The sequence below is a fragment of the Methylophaga sp. UBA1464 genome (assembly GCF_002325665.1).
In the GTDB taxonomy this organism is placed as follows: Bacteria; Pseudomonadota; Gammaproteobacteria; order Nitrosococcales; family Methylophagaceae; genus Methylophaga.
This window is the reverse complement of record NZ_DCSO01000089.1, coordinates 70,130-83,082: the sequence shown is the minus strand read 5'-3', so window position 1 is coordinate 83,082 and position 12,953 is coordinate 70,130. Positions and strand designations below refer to the sequence as shown.

Below are 12,953 nucleotides of genomic sequence, written 5' to 3'. Positions count from 1 at the left end.
GCTGCCATGGCTTCAAGAAGCACCATTCCGAAAGGCTCGCGGTCTGAACTCAAAGCAAATACATCGAATGCCTTAAAGTAGCGTCTGGCTTCAGCAACCGAACCAAGAAACAAAACATGGTTATCAATATCGAGTGCTAGCACTAGTGTTTTAAGTTCTGCTTCCAGTTTTCCTTTACCAATTAAACAAAGCTTTGCATTCTCTGGAAGAGAGGGTAAGGCTTTTGCAAATCCACGGATTAGGGTTTGTGGATCCTTGTCAGGGTGAATGCGACCGACACTTCCCACTATCCAATCATCCATACAAAGATTGAGTTTTGCTCTGGCCTCAGGTTTTGGCAAAAGCTCACTTTGTACTAACTCAACATCAATACGATTGTAGAGCGTTTGGATCTTTTCTTCCGGCCAATCCGGCAAATGACCTCGGATTTCATCTCGCACTGCATTGGAAACTGCTAATAATGTTAAACGTGATTTAAAAAAGTTGACTAAAAAACGACGTCCGGGACGATCAAAGTCACCAAAAGAATGTCGGATACTCAAGATGGGCAAATGAGTCGCCAGAGCTGCGATGTAAGTTGGTTTCGCTCGGTGTGCGATGCAGGCAACAAAGTTGTATTGCTTGGCAAGCTGATGGATTTTTCTGATGATGCCAAGCTTGAGCCCACTTAATTGTTTGCTTTTGTAATTAAGGAATATCACTTCATCAGAACAGGCTTTTTCTGCCACGAGCGGATCGGGTTCACCTGATAAAAATACGGTAATCACTTTATAAGGTGTGTCTTTAAAAAGCACGGCATATTGGCGCGCGCAATCCAGAAAGGGGTCGTAGTAACTGTGACAGATATGCAGAATGTACGGGGTTTGCTTAGTGTTTTCGATGCTGGTCATAGTCTACGTTTCCGCTAATGCGTGCGTTGCTTGCGAGGCGTCAGTTTACGCCAGAGTTTTTTATCTTTGGCACGAAGCTTCTCGACTTGCAGATAGGCTTTAAAAAAATACAAACGATCCTTTAAAGTCCAGCGGTGATCTGCATGACGATTAAAACTGGATAAATCCCGTTTCATCGCCAGTTTTGAACTGAAACGCCAGCGCAGTTTTTCCAGATCAATCAGACGAATCTTCCATTTGCCTTTTTTGTTTAACTTAACAAACACGTGCTTGGAGTAAAAACAATTATGCACGTAATGTGAGCGGTGCAGCTTACGTGTCAGTTTGGCAAGCTTGCGAATAAGTTGATAGCGTTTTTCCTTGGTCAGCTGTGTCGGGTCAAGGTTATCCAGAGAGGTGTAGTTATCCAGCGCTTTGGTGATTAAAACGGCACGGTCATCTTGTTTGCCAAAATACAATGGGTTTAACGTGGGGATTTTCAGTTTTTTCAGTTGCTGAATATTTTCCAGCTCTTTTTGAAACGTGGGGATTCCTTTGAACGGATGCCGCCAGGTCCGGCTGTAGTAATTTTGCTGGCGTTTCACAAAAACCTTGGTTATGCCTTTACGGGTATCAAACTCCGTACGTGTCACGCCACTCCAGCCACCGCGTGCTTCATTAGGTGCATCAAACCAGTTTTTGGGTAAAGACCAAACGCGTTCAAAAGATAAAGCTCTGCGACTCGACCAATAAACACGATTGATAAAAGCGCTGGTTTTTTTATTGAAAATAGCCATCTTTCAACTCGTTGATGACTGCAGTTGTCGTAAAACCTGTTCAGGCTGGATATCTTGCATACATTTATGATGCCCTTCGGGGCAGGTGCGTTGAAAACACGGACCACAGTCCACGGGAATTTGCAGAATCGTGGCATTATCCGATAAGGGGGGCGTAAATGCCGGTGACGTTGGTCCATAAATAGCAATAAGCGGTTTTTGCAATGCAGCAGCGATATGCATTAATCCGGAATCATTACTGACCACCTGGTCGGCTGTGGCAATCAAATCAATGGCTTCACCCAACTGGGTTTTGCCGCACAAATTAATGACATTCTGTTTATCGGTAATGCCTGCGACAATTTGTTCACCTGTCACCGCATCGGCTTTGGAGCCCATAATCAATACTTGCCAGCCTTGCTGAGTAAGCAGCTCCCCTAAAGCAGCGTAATGCGATGTCGGCCATTGTTTGGCCGGACCAAACTCTGCGCCAGGACATAAAACCAAGCGTTTTTGCTCAGCCAATTTAGCTGGATTTAACTCACTGGAAACGGCTTCTGCAATCATTTTAGGTGGCAGAAAGTCGGGTGCTATATGTGCTTGGGAAGCAGGATGAGCCAACGCAACAAAGCGTTGCACCATAAGTGGTAATCTTTGTTTATTCAGTTTGCGGGGATCATTAAGTAGGCCATAGCGCATCTCGCCTAACCAGCCTGTGCGTTGTGGAATATTGGCAAACCAGGGGATTAGCGCTGATTTCCAGGAATTAGGCAACACAATGGATTGATCATAGTTCCTGTGACGCAGACCGAGACCAATCTGGCGCCGCTGTTTCCAGCCGAACACACCATGCGTTACCGGCATGCTTATCGCTTCACGGATTTCGGGCATACGGGCCAGTAATGGACGAGTCCATTCAGGTGCCAGCACATCAATATGAGATTGCGGATGTTGCTGTTTAAGTGCAGCAAATAACGACTGTGCCATTACCATGTCACCGACCCATGAAGGGCCAATGATCAGGATGACGTGTTTAACGGACATAAATGATTAATGCAGCGTGCTGTGCGCCAGATAAATAAATATCACGCCAGCCGCAATTAATGAGATCTGCTGTAGTGTCTCTGAAGGTTTCACTTTGCTGTGCAAGCCAGGAATCAAATCAGCCACCGCGATATAAACAAAGCTGGAGGCTGCCACCACCAGAATGTAGGGCAAAAGATGCTGCATATCGGCCAGCAGGAAGTAGGCCAGAACGGCACCCACCACGGTTCCCAGACTGGAAAGCATATTGAAATAAAGTGCTTTGCGGCGCGTATAGCCACTGTGCAACAGGATCACAAAATCGCCCAGTTCCTGAGGGATTTCATGTGCTGCGATTGCCAGCGCGGTAACAATGCCCAGATGCACATCCGTTAAAAAAGCTGCAGCAATCAATACACCATCGACAAAATTATGAATGCCATCGCCGATAAGAATTAACGCTCCTGCGGCTTTCTTAGGTTCTTCATGTTGGTGGTTATGATGATCTTCACCAAGTTCTGGAATGTTCTCATGGCCATGATGGCTATGGCAATGTCGCCATAACACCATTTTTTCCAGCAAAAAAAAGCTTAACAAACCAATGAGTAATGTCAGTCCAAGATGATGGGGATCGACAAAATATTCATGCTCAATCGCATGGGGAAGTAGCCCTAAAAACGATGCACCAAGCAATGCTCCAATTGCAAAGCTAACCAGATGGGGCACAGCATAATGACGGGTTTGAGTCGGTAATAGCAGAAAGCTTGAGGCAATTATGACACTTAGTAAGCCGCCGAGAATACTGAAGATGATTATCCAGAGTAATAAGTCCATATGCACCTGAAACAGAAAATGAATGCGCAAATCATACCTTATTCAGCCGCTATCCATATAAGCGACGCCATTCGCCCGGTGACGCCATCGCGTCTAAAGGAGAAAAAACGGTCTTTTTCGCTATAGGTACAATAATCCCCACCATAGATTGCGGTAACACCCTGCGCAGATAGGCGTTGTCTGGCAAGCAGATAAATATCGGCCAAAAAACGATCTGAATGTGTTGCAGTAAAAGCGGATTCTGCATTGCCATCACTGGCCATAAAAGCCGATTTTACTTCCGGTCCAACTTCAAAAGCCTGCGGACCAATCGCTGGCCCTAGCCAGACAATAATTTCTGATAATGGCATATTGAATTGAGCCAGCGTATTTTCAATGATTCCGGCTTGCAAGCCACGCCAACCTGCATGAATCGCAGCCACCTGCGAACCCGATTTATCAGTCATTAAAACCGGTAGACAATCTGCCGTCATGATGGCACAGACGGTATTTGCCGAATCACAGAAAATCGCATCGGCTTCAACATTGACTTGCCATTGATTTGCCTCAATAACATTGCTGCTATGAGTCTGTTTCAGCCATAACGGTGTAGCAGGCAGTGATGCGGACTGAATTAAGCGCTGTCGATTAGCAATCACTAAAGCGGGCTCATCACCGACATGATCGCCTAAATTGAGCGAATCAAAGGGAGCTCTGCTCTGCCCACCGTTTCGGGTAGTGGTTATTGCTTTAATATGCTTTGGAGCCGGCCAGTTTACCGTTAGAACAGAATCAGCCATCACAGCGCGGCACGTGCAGATAATCACGCCAGGCGGAAAACAAATTTTCGTCACTGGCTGCACAGGTAGAACGTGGCGTTAAACTTCGACTGAAAACGGCCTCGTTATCCAGAGTACAGGCAAAGGCACCTGCTTCTTTAATAATCAGCTGGGCCGCCGCATAATCCCAAATCTGCTGGCGACCATGCAGATACAGTTGAGCTCGGCCCGCCGCCAGCCAGCACAATTCCAGAGCAATAGACCCCAGGCTGCGTTGCGAACCATAAGGTTTTTCATCAACCAGCCTTTGGCAAAGCGATTTGGGTAAACGCTTAAAATCAATGATAGCCAGGGTCTGATTCAGTGCAAGGCCTGAGATCTCAGCATTAAGTCGCTGACCATTCAACCATGCACCAGCCCCTTTTTTAGCCGAAAAACATTCATTCATCACCGGGTCATAAACCACCCCGAGCGTGACCTCACCTTTTTCAATTAATGCCAGAGAAATGGAAAAGAAAGGCATGCCGGAGGCAAAGTTACTGGTGCCATCAATGGGATCCAGACACCATAAGGCTTCTCCGCTGTTCAACAGTTCAGCCTGCTCGTTTACGGTCATTTCTTCGCCGAGTAATTTAATCTCGGGAAAATCCCGCTGTAAAACCTCGGTCATTTTCTGCTGCATCAATTTGTCAGCGACGGTGACCACACTGCCATCGTGCTTATATTGACGACTGACAGTCGTAAATAAAGGCATCAAATGTTGCTGAACGGTCTCAGTCAGACATTGCTGCAGTTGGGCGAGGTCGGTATCCATGGATAAAAAGTATATCAGCGATGTAAGGATAATTATTCAAACTCTGCGATGCAGTCTGTAAACTGCTGATTCATTTTGTCAGTTGAAGCTTTTTTATGCGTGTTCCACGATTTTATTGCGCCTGTCTGGTGCCTGCGACATCACCAATGCTTTTACCGGATGAAGTGTTTCGCCATGCCGTACAAGTATTGCGGATGAAACCCGGCGCATTATTGAACTTGTTTGATGGACAGGGGCTTGAGTATCAGGCGCAACTGGAGCAGGTGGACAAACGCCAGGCCACTGTCATTCTTCAGCAGCCAATAACAACCGATAACGAATCTCCCCTGGATATTCTGTTGATGCAAGGCATTTCACGCGGAGAACGGATGGATTATGCCATACAAAAAGCCGTCGAACTGGGTGTAAAACGTATTATGCCTGTGGTGACGGAGCGTTGTAATGTACAACTTTCGGGCGATCGCGCCAAGAAAAGATTGAATCACTGGCAAGGTGTGATGATCAGTGCCTGTGAGCAAAGTGGTCGGAGTTATTTGCCGGAATTATTGCCAATTACTGCATTTAATGATGCTCTGGAAAATACCGATGATAAATGCAAACTGGTTTTGGCACCGGAGGCCAAACAGGGGTTTTCCAGTATGACTAAAGCCAGCCGCATTGCATTACTGATTGGACCAGAAGGCGGTTTAAGTGATGACGAAATTGCGCGGGCGAATGATGCCGGGTTTACCGGTATTTGTCTTGGTCCAAGAATATTAAGAACCGAAACCGCCTCTGCAGCCGCATTGGCCATGGTACAGGCTGGCTGGGGAGACATAGGATGAATGACGGTACTATCGTATTGCTGATTCTGGCCGTGATTGGCTGGTTATGGTGGGATAGCCGTGGGGTTGCGGAACATGCCAGTCGTGTTGCCAGTCAATACTGTCAGTCGATGGGGGTCAGTTTTCTCAATGATACGGTGGCCTGGAAAAAAATCCGTCTCAGGCGTGGTTCGAACGGCAGAATGCAATTTGAACGAACCTATTTTTTTGAGTTTGCCAGCGATATGCAACAGCGTTATCGTGGTGAAGTCGTTATGTTGGGAAAACGCGTGAAGTCGATCCAGCTGGATCCACACCGTTTCAGTTAAGTCATCAGAGGAAGAGGGTATGACAAACAAGCTTGCATTGGTCGTTGATGATTCACGTGTGGCCCGCATGATGTTATGCAAACTTTTGCAATCCTCTGGATTTGAAGTCGTCGAACAGGGCAGTGCCGACGATGCTTTGGCCTGGCTGCAAACCACGCAGCAGTCACCGTTAATTATCTTTATGGATTTGATGATGCCGGGAATGGATGGCCTCACTGCTACCCGCCAGATCAAAAACGATTTACGCTGGCAAGCAATTCCGGTGGTACTTTGCACCAGCAATGACAGTGAAGCCGATAAATTATCAGCCCATGACAGTGGTGTGCTGGCTTTATTATCGAAACCACCCGAAGCCCGGCAGCTGCAAATGATACTTAATGATTTGCGTACTCCAGCAATAACGGGTGAAGCGGAACAATCAGTGGTACCTGAGCCTGCTGCTGACATTTCAGCAGCTTTAACAATGGATGAGGTGATGGCTCAGCTTGAGCAACAGGTATTACCTTCCTGGCTGCAGCAGTCACAAGATTCAGCGGAGCAGATCAGTCAGCAAATCGCCGAAAATATCGTCAGACAACTCATCGATGAAAGACTTAACGGATTATCCGAAAGGCTTTCAGCAGAAATAACAGAGCAGATAAGTGTGGGTGTGCAAGACAAGGTAGACCAACAATTGGCCACCCAGGCCATGCAAATGCAGACCGTACTGTCCGAAAAAGCCGCCGATGCTGCCGAAACAGCCATGCAAAACCTGAATCAGTCCAATCATTGGCAACAACAGGTGGCTTCTCAGACAGAGCATTGGCTGACCCGTCAGCAGCAGGATCTTCAGCAACAATTGATGACCGCATTGCAACCGGAAATTGAAAAGGTGATTGCCGAACAGCTGGCAGCTGTTCCGGACTCAACCGCGCCAGCGCTGGAAACACTTCAGCAAGCATTGGCGCAACTGCAGCTCGTGCAGGATCAAATGGTTAAACGGCAGCGTATGACCAATGCATTACTGATGGTGGCACTGGCTGCCGGTGTATTGGCGCTGCTGCAAATCAATTTGTTTTGATGTGGTGCCGCCAAAAACGGTTTAAAAAAGTATGACCATTCAGGAGGCTCTGCAATGGGCCAGAGTTCAGCTGGATATCAGTCCAACCCTGCGTAAGGATATCGAAAGCCTGTTATGTCATGTGCTGAGCTGTCAGCCGTTACGTTTAATCAGCTATCCCGAACAAACGCTTACGGCTGAAGAGCAGCAGCAATTTGTTTCACTGATTGAACAGCGCCGGCAAGGTGTACCGGTTGCGCATTTAACCGGTGTTCGTGGATTTTGGTCATTGGAGGTTGCCGTTAATCAACACACTTTGATCCCGCGCCCTGATACCGAGCTGCTGGTGTCTTTGGCATTGGAAAAAATCCAGCCGGGGATGCGGGTGGCGGATCTTGGAACCGGCAGTGGCGCTATTGCCTTGGCCATTAAAGCCGAACGTGATGATATCTGGATGCTGGCAAGCGATTATTCGCTGCAGGCGTTAACTATGGCTAAATATAATGCTGAAAAAAATCAGCTTGCCGTGCAGTTTGTTTGCGGGCAGTGGCTGGAGTCAATGCACTCCTCAAGTCTGGATATCATCGTATCCAATCCCCCCTATATCCGTTCAGATGACCCGCATTTAACCCTTGGAGATTTGCGGTTTGAACCACTGACGGCATTGGCTTCCGGCGAGGATGGTTTGCAGGATATCCGGCAACTGGTTCAACAGGCCGCCAGAGTGTTAAAGCCCGAGGGTTGGTTAATGATTGAACATGGTTATGATCAGTCTTCTGCTGTACAAGGTATGTTTCAGCAATACGGGTTTAATGAGATACAAGCGTTTCAGGATTATGGGCAGCAGGATCGGGTAGTGATTGGCAAACGTGGCTAACGCTCGGCAAGCCTTGAATTGAGGTAACATACTGCAGATGAATGACGAACAATTACTGCGTTACAGCCGCCATATTTTATTGCCTGATTTTGATATCACCGGTCAACAACGTGTTTTGGATAGCCGGGTGCTGGTAATCGGTTTGGGGGGGCTGGGATCACCCGTCGCTTTATATCTGGCCGCTGCCGGAGTCGGGCATCTGGTGCTGGTGGATGATGATAAGGTTGAGCTGACCAATCTGCAGCGGCAGATCGTGCATCGTCAGTCAACAGTGGGTAAGAGTAAAACCAGCTCTGCCGCGGCCACTTTGCAAAATTTGAATGACACGATTAAGGTTGAGACCATCGATCACCGTTTGAGTGAGTCCGAGCTCATCGAGCAAGCTGATCTGGCTGATGTGATCGTGGATTGTACCGATAATTTCAGTAGTCGTTTTTTACTGAATCAGGCCAGTAAAAAAACCAGAACGCCGATGGTTTCAGCGGCGGCCATCCGTTGGGAAGGGCAAATTTCGGTATATGATGCTCGACAAGCTGACGCACCGTGTTATCGTTGCTTGTACGACGATAATGGTGGTGATATTCAACAAAGCTGTGCAGAGAGCGGGGTGCTCTCTCCATTGCTGGGAATGATGGGATCGATTCAAGCGATTGAAACGCTCAAATTGCTCGCCAATACCGGCTGTTCGCTCAGTGGTCGTTTGATCATGGTAGATGCCCTGGCCATGCAGATACGGGAAATAAATTTGAAACAGGATCCGGCCTGCCCGGTATGTCACGATAATGAGAATAGCTAAATGACAGTTAAAACGACCATACGTTTACCTCGCACATTGGTGAATGAGCTATTACATCAGGCGCAACTTTCACCCAGCCAGGAAATCTCCGGCTTAATTGGCTGTCATGGGCAACGCTGTATGTGTTACCCGATAGACAGCGTCAAAACGGATGCCAGCGTTTTATTTGCCTTGAGTGCCAGTGAACAGCTGGCCGCACTGAAAGAAATGAAAGAACGCAATCAGGAGCTGTTTGCTATTTATCACTCCCATCCTGATGCGCCTGCCTTACCGTCGGTCATCGATGATGATGTGGCCGATTATCCACAGGCTTTGTATCTGATAATTTCATTGAATACACGTGGTGTTCTGGAAATGCGGGGCTTTCAAAAGCAGGGACAGAACATCGAAGAGGTAAATTTGATTATATGAGTAAACTGGACGCATCAACATTACAAACGGCAGCGCAACAGGCGCTGGATGTGGCTAAAAAGCTGGGCGCTACAGCCGCTGAAGTTGGCATCAGCCAAAGCCTGGGCTTATCAGTCAATGTACGTCAGGCTGAAATTGAAACCCTGGAACACAATAAAGATACCGGATTGGGTGTGACGGTGTATCTGGGGCAAAGTAAAGCATCTGCCAGTACATCTGATTTGCGGCCGGAAGCCATCCATGAAACGGTAGCGATGGCCTGCAGTATTGCCAAACATACTCAGGAAGACAAATTTGCCGGTTTAGCCGACGCAGAATTAATGGCCACCGCATTTCCGGACCTGCACTTGTACTATCCCTGGGCGTTATCTCCGGAACAAGCCATTGCATTGGCAATGGAATGTGAGCAGGCGGGACGTGATTTTGATCCACTGATAAGCAATTCAGAAGGCGCCAGTGTGTCATCGCACGAAGGTCAGCGAATTTATGCCAACAGTCACGGTTTTATCGGTCAGACGCAATCTACCCGTCATAGTTTGTCGTGCACATTAATTGCTCGTGATGCGGAGGGAATGCAGCGCGACTATTGGTACGATGTAGCGCGTGACAGTCAGGATTTGGCTTCGGCCATTTCTGTTGGTCAAAAAGCCGCCGAGCAGACATTGAAGCGTCTGAATGCCCGTGAAATCGAAACTGGGCATTATCCCGTGATTTTTGCCAGTGAAATTGCCTCCTCTTTGTTTGGTCAGCTGGTTGGCGGTATTCGTGGAAGTGCTTTATACCGTAAATCCAGTTTTCTGCTGGATAAACTGGGCGAGCAAATTTTTCCATCGTTTATCCATATTCACGAACAGCCGCATTTATTTAAAGCCTTAGGCAGTTCAGCTTTTGACGCCGAAGGTGTCGCAACGCAGAATCGTGACATTATCCGCGATGGTATTTTACAAGGCTATGTTCTGGATAGTTACTCAGCCCGACGTCTGAACATGACGACCACCGCCAATGCTGGGGGTGTGCATAACCTGACAGTGGATAGTAACGATTTGTCATTTAAAGACATGCTGAAAGCGATGGATAAGGGCGTGATTGTCACTGAAACCATGGGCATGGGTGTCAATATTGTTAACGGAGATTATTCGCAGGGTGCGGCGGGTTTCTGGGTGGAAAATGGTGAAATTCAGTACGCTATTGACGAATTTACTATCGCCGGTCAGTTGCAGGATATGTTTAAAGGCATTCAGGCCGTGGCGAATGATGTGGATTTACGCAGTAATATCCGTAGCGGCTCGGTCTGGATCGATAAAATGATGGTGGCCGCGTAAAACCAGTCACAACAGATGCGGTAAATGAGAGATTAACAAGTTCCTAGCTCTGCATGCTATCCCGGACAAACTGCGTGATATCTGTCAGATAGGCGACGGCAAATATTGAACCCAACATCTGTCGCAGATTTTTGATGCGATGCGCGCTATGACTGCGTAGTGCATTGATCTGGCGGATTAAATCCAGTTCATCATGGAGCCAGTCGGTTTTATTATTGACCAGCTGACAATGAAAGACGTAATGATGTTGAGAGCTGAACAGTCGGTGCAGTAGCAGGTTTTTGGCCTCTGTCGATTGCAGCTCATGCTCACAGATTATCTGCCATGGCTGCTGCCCGGAGCGGTAACAATACAATCCCATGGCCTGGGTCACCATGTTTTCAGTGTTGACGGTTTTCAGCTGCAGGGTAATCCGTGGAATCGCATTGGAGATGACCTGCCATAGTTTTTTGTCAGTTTCATCTATTACCTCGGAGTACCCTGCAACGGCTTGCAAAACGCGTTTTTGCTGAATATCCAACCCAAAAAACAGCGCTGTATCAAGCGGGGTATGGCTCAGCATATCCAGATACACGCGGCTATGCTGCATTTGAATTAGATCATCTTCCCGACGCGCTAATGAATGTTGGTTATCGTTGATCGCTTTTTCAAAAAACTGATTCACGGCCCATGGGCATTGTGTCACCAGTCGCTGCAATCCCAGCTCGGTCTGTCCGGCAAATTTTTGTACGCGTTTCACTTCATAGGGAACGCTGCGTAAATTTAACTGTGGTCGCTGTGCCTGCCAACGAGTGAAATGCAATGTCACACGACTGCCAATGGTCACCGGCAAATCAGCATCAACCGATAAAGACAAACCGTTGATAGAAACTTCGTTGGTTTGTGAAACAATCTCCTGGCTGTTTAAAAACAGGTTAACCGGTGTGAGCACCGTATAGCGGCTCTGTTGTCGTTGAATATAGGGCTTCAGATTGCTGACCGGAGGTAGCATACTCGTCTGACCTGACTGGTCGATATCAATACTGTCGGCAGCAAGTGATGTATCGTCATGGTGTAACTGATCCAGACAGGCTGTAATATCGGTTATATGCAGCAGACGTTTTAAACTGGATACCTTTCCGGAAAAATCGACCGCCATACGCGGATCGACCTGAGCAATCATGTCGAAATTCGGATGGTAATCTGCTTCATTGATTTTCAGCGGGATCATGCTGAAATGTAATAACTGCGTGTCAGCTGACCATGGCCAGCATTGTTTTAGGCGTTGCAGTTCATTAAGACCGATAATGCTCATGCGGTCTGCAGTCAATGCAAAAATGCCACTGGTAAATTGATTTTGTTCAATCTGCGAGAGCAGTATTTTTATTTGCTTGAGTAAGTTGGGTGTATGGATAAAAATCTGGTCACAAAGGGTACTGCTGTGAAGTGCAGTAACAACGGGTTTATTATTTTGTTCACCTATCCAGCAAAGCAGGCTGGGTATCTGTCGGCTGTATAAACGTAATAGTGAATTCTGGGTCAGGTTGAGAATTTCATTAGTCAGATCGGTGGAACTGTGTTTTTGCTTATTGCTGAGCCAGTTTTGCCAGGCTTGTCTGACATCATTACCAACAGAATCATTGAATCGTAATACAGCAAATGTACGCTGTTCATCCTGCTCCAGACGGATAATATCGAATGCAATCAGCGTGGATTCAGGGCTTTTCGCATCAGGAAAGTGTTCGAACCCCACCTCGACCGTATCGTTTTTTTCCAGTGTGGCTACCCGTTTCATACTGACGCGTATAGCATCAGTACTGACATCCAGTGTCATCGCATGATAACTCAGCTCAGCATTGCGGATCGTGACGGGCAACGTCAGTAACACCCGCTGTGCCAGCCGCCTTAACGACTGATCAAGACGGATAAGTAAAACGCCATTATCTTCAACTTCGAAAGCTGGTGGTGTTTGTTGCTGGAACTGACGAACAGCTTGTATCAATGCTTCATAAACCCCAACAGTATAATGCCCCTCCATCCGGTCAATTAACTGTTTCAGGATAAGATAGCTGCGGTCATCCAGATAATGGGTGACACCACCGAATTCATAAGGCTGGCATTCTCCAGTCACCTTGCCGCGTAAATCAATAATGCGTTGACAGGTTTTTTGTAAACGTTGACGTTCCAGTTGTGCCAGAAAGGTTTGGTTTTGAGATTTGCTGCTTTCCGTCGCCATTGGGCTGGTTAATTTAATTCACTGGGCGTTTTGGCTTTAATGCTTAGCGCATGAATGGCTGAAGGTAATAGTTCAGCTGCAGCGTCT

Annotated in this window: 14 protein-coding genes; 7 read left to right on the top strand and 7 right to left on the bottom strand. The window is 47.3% G+C overall.

What is annotated here, in order from left to right:
* From B3O33_RS11955 to B3O33_RS11930, 6 genes are all read right to left on the bottom strand, one after another.
* On the bottom strand, positions 1-890 hold an 890-nt coding region (locus tag B3O33_RS11955), incomplete at its 3' end, for a glycosyltransferase (RefSeq protein WP_292363675.1).
* Between the two features lie 14 nt (positions 891-904).
* A complete protein-coding gene (locus tag B3O33_RS11950) occupies positions 905-1,666 on the bottom strand; it encodes a lipopolysaccharide kinase InaA family protein (protein WP_292360408.1) in 762 nt (253 codons plus the stop codon).
* A gap of 3 nt (positions 1,667-1,669) precedes the next feature.
* The gene (gene waaF / locus B3O33_RS11945) at positions 1,670-2,689 is read right to left on the bottom strand and encodes a lipopolysaccharide heptosyltransferase II (protein ID WP_292360407.1); all 1,020 of its coding nucleotides are present in this window, start codon (positions 2,687-2,689) and stop codon (positions 1,670-1,672) included.
* Between the two features lie 6 nt (positions 2,690-2,695).
* Positions 2,696-3,502: a ZIP family metal transporter gene (locus tag B3O33_RS11940; RefSeq protein ID WP_292360405.1), complete on the bottom strand. Its 807-nt coding sequence runs from the start codon at positions 3,500-3,502 to the stop codon at positions 2,696-2,698.
* A gap of 38 nt (positions 3,503-3,540) precedes the next feature.
* The gene (gene pgeF / locus B3O33_RS11935; RefSeq protein WP_292360403.1) at positions 3,541-4,281 is read right to left on the bottom strand and encodes a peptidoglycan editing factor PgeF; all 741 of its coding nucleotides are present in this window, start codon (positions 4,279-4,281) and stop codon (positions 3,541-3,543) included.
* A complete protein-coding gene (locus tag B3O33_RS11930) occupies positions 4,274-5,074 on the bottom strand; it encodes an inositol monophosphatase family protein (protein ID WP_292360402.1) in 801 nt (266 codons plus the stop codon). Before B3O33_RS11930 ends, pgeF begins: the two co-directional genes overlap by 8 nt.
* A 95-nt stretch (positions 5,075-5,169) precedes the next feature.
* On the opposite strand from B3O33_RS11930, the gene B3O33_RS11925 reads away from it, so the two are divergent.
* The 7 genes from B3O33_RS11925 to pmbA are packed head-to-tail and all read left to right on the top strand — an operon-like array spanning position 5,170 to position 10,651.
* The gene (locus B3O33_RS11925; RefSeq protein WP_292360400.1) at positions 5,170-5,898 is read left to right on the top strand and encodes a 16S rRNA (uracil(1498)-N(3))-methyltransferase; all 729 of its coding nucleotides are present in this window, start codon (positions 5,170-5,172) and stop codon (positions 5,896-5,898) included.
* On the top strand, positions 5,895-6,206 hold the full coding sequence (locus tag B3O33_RS11920; RefSeq protein WP_292360399.1) for a DUF3301 domain-containing protein: 312 nt from the start codon (positions 5,895-5,897) through the stop codon (positions 6,204-6,206). Before B3O33_RS11925 ends, B3O33_RS11920 begins: the two co-directional genes overlap by 4 nt.
* A gap of 19 nt (positions 6,207-6,225) precedes the next feature.
* Positions 6,226-7,266 (top strand): response regulator, encoded by a 1,041-nt coding sequence (locus B3O33_RS11915; protein WP_292360398.1) that lies wholly within the window; start codon positions 6,226-6,228, stop codon positions 7,264-7,266.
* Positions 7,267-7,297: 31 nt separating this feature from the next.
* Positions 7,298-8,122: a peptide chain release factor N(5)-glutamine methyltransferase gene (gene prmC, locus B3O33_RS11910; RefSeq protein ID WP_292360397.1), complete on the top strand. Its 825-nt coding sequence runs from the start codon at positions 7,298-7,300 to the stop codon at positions 8,120-8,122.
* 37 nt (positions 8,123-8,159) lie between these two features.
* Complete coding sequence (locus B3O33_RS11905; protein WP_292360395.1) at positions 8,160-8,918, top strand: HesA/MoeB/ThiF family protein; 759 nt, start codon at positions 8,160-8,162, stop codon at positions 8,916-8,918.
* Positions 8,919-9,329 carry a M67 family metallopeptidase gene (locus tag B3O33_RS11900; protein WP_292360393.1) on the top strand — a complete coding sequence of 137 codons (411 nt, stop codon included), beginning with the start codon at positions 8,919-8,921 and terminating at the stop codon, positions 9,327-9,329.
* A complete protein-coding gene (pmbA, locus tag B3O33_RS11895) occupies positions 9,326-10,651 on the top strand; it encodes a metalloprotease PmbA (RefSeq protein ID WP_292360392.1) in 1,326 nt (441 codons plus the stop codon). Before B3O33_RS11900 ends, pmbA begins: the two co-directional genes overlap by 4 nt.
* 43 nt (positions 10,652-10,694) lie before the next feature.
* On the opposite strand, the gene B3O33_RS11890 is transcribed toward pmbA, so the two are convergent.
* Complete coding sequence (locus B3O33_RS11890) at positions 10,695-12,866, bottom strand: PilZ domain-containing protein (RefSeq protein ID WP_292360391.1); 2,172 nt, start codon at positions 12,864-12,866, stop codon at positions 10,695-10,697.
* Positions 12,867-12,953 lie beyond the last annotated feature (87 nt).

What these genes read in the sequence shown, in the direction of transcription:
- B3O33_RS11950 (WP_292360408.1), bottom strand. Translation starts at nt 1,666, where the DNA reads ATGGCTATTTTCAATAAAAAAACCAGCGCTTTTATCAATCGTGTTTAT.
- waaF (WP_292360407.1), bottom strand. Translation starts at nt 2,689, where the DNA reads ATGTCCGTTAAACACGTCATCCTGATCATTGGCCCTTCATGGGTCGGT.
- B3O33_RS11940 (WP_292360405.1), bottom strand. Translation starts at nt 3,502, where the DNA reads ATGGACTTATTACTCTGGATAATCATCTTCAGTATTCTCGGCGGCTTA.
- pgeF (WP_292360403.1), bottom strand. Translation starts at nt 4,281, where the DNA reads ATGGCTGATTCTGTTCTAACGGTAAACTGGCCGGCTCCAAAGCATATT.
- B3O33_RS11930 (WP_292360402.1), bottom strand. Translation starts at nt 5,074, where the DNA reads ATGGATACCGACCTCGCCCAACTGCAGCAATGTCTGACTGAGACCGTT.
- B3O33_RS11925 (WP_292360400.1), top strand. Translation starts at nt 5,170, where the DNA reads ATGCGTGTTCCACGATTTTATTGCGCCTGTCTGGTGCCTGCGACATCA.
- B3O33_RS11920 (WP_292360399.1), top strand. Translation starts at nt 5,895, where the DNA reads ATGAATGACGGTACTATCGTATTGCTGATTCTGGCCGTGATTGGCTGG.
- B3O33_RS11915 (WP_292360398.1), top strand. Translation starts at nt 6,226, where the DNA reads ATGACAAACAAGCTTGCATTGGTCGTTGATGATTCACGTGTGGCCCGC.
- prmC (WP_292360397.1), top strand. Translation starts at nt 7,298, where the DNA reads ATGACCATTCAGGAGGCTCTGCAATGGGCCAGAGTTCAGCTGGATATC.
- B3O33_RS11905 (WP_292360395.1), top strand. Translation starts at nt 8,160, where the DNA reads ATGAATGACGAACAATTACTGCGTTACAGCCGCCATATTTTATTGCCT.
- B3O33_RS11900 (WP_292360393.1), top strand. Translation starts at nt 8,919, where the DNA reads ATGACAGTTAAAACGACCATACGTTTACCTCGCACATTGGTGAATGAG.
- pmbA (WP_292360392.1), top strand. Translation starts at nt 9,326, where the DNA reads ATGAGTAAACTGGACGCATCAACATTACAAACGGCAGCGCAACAGGCG.
- B3O33_RS11890 (WP_292360391.1), bottom strand. Translation starts at nt 12,866, where the DNA reads ATGGCGACGGAAAGCAGCAAATCTCAAAACCAAACCTTTCTGGCACAA.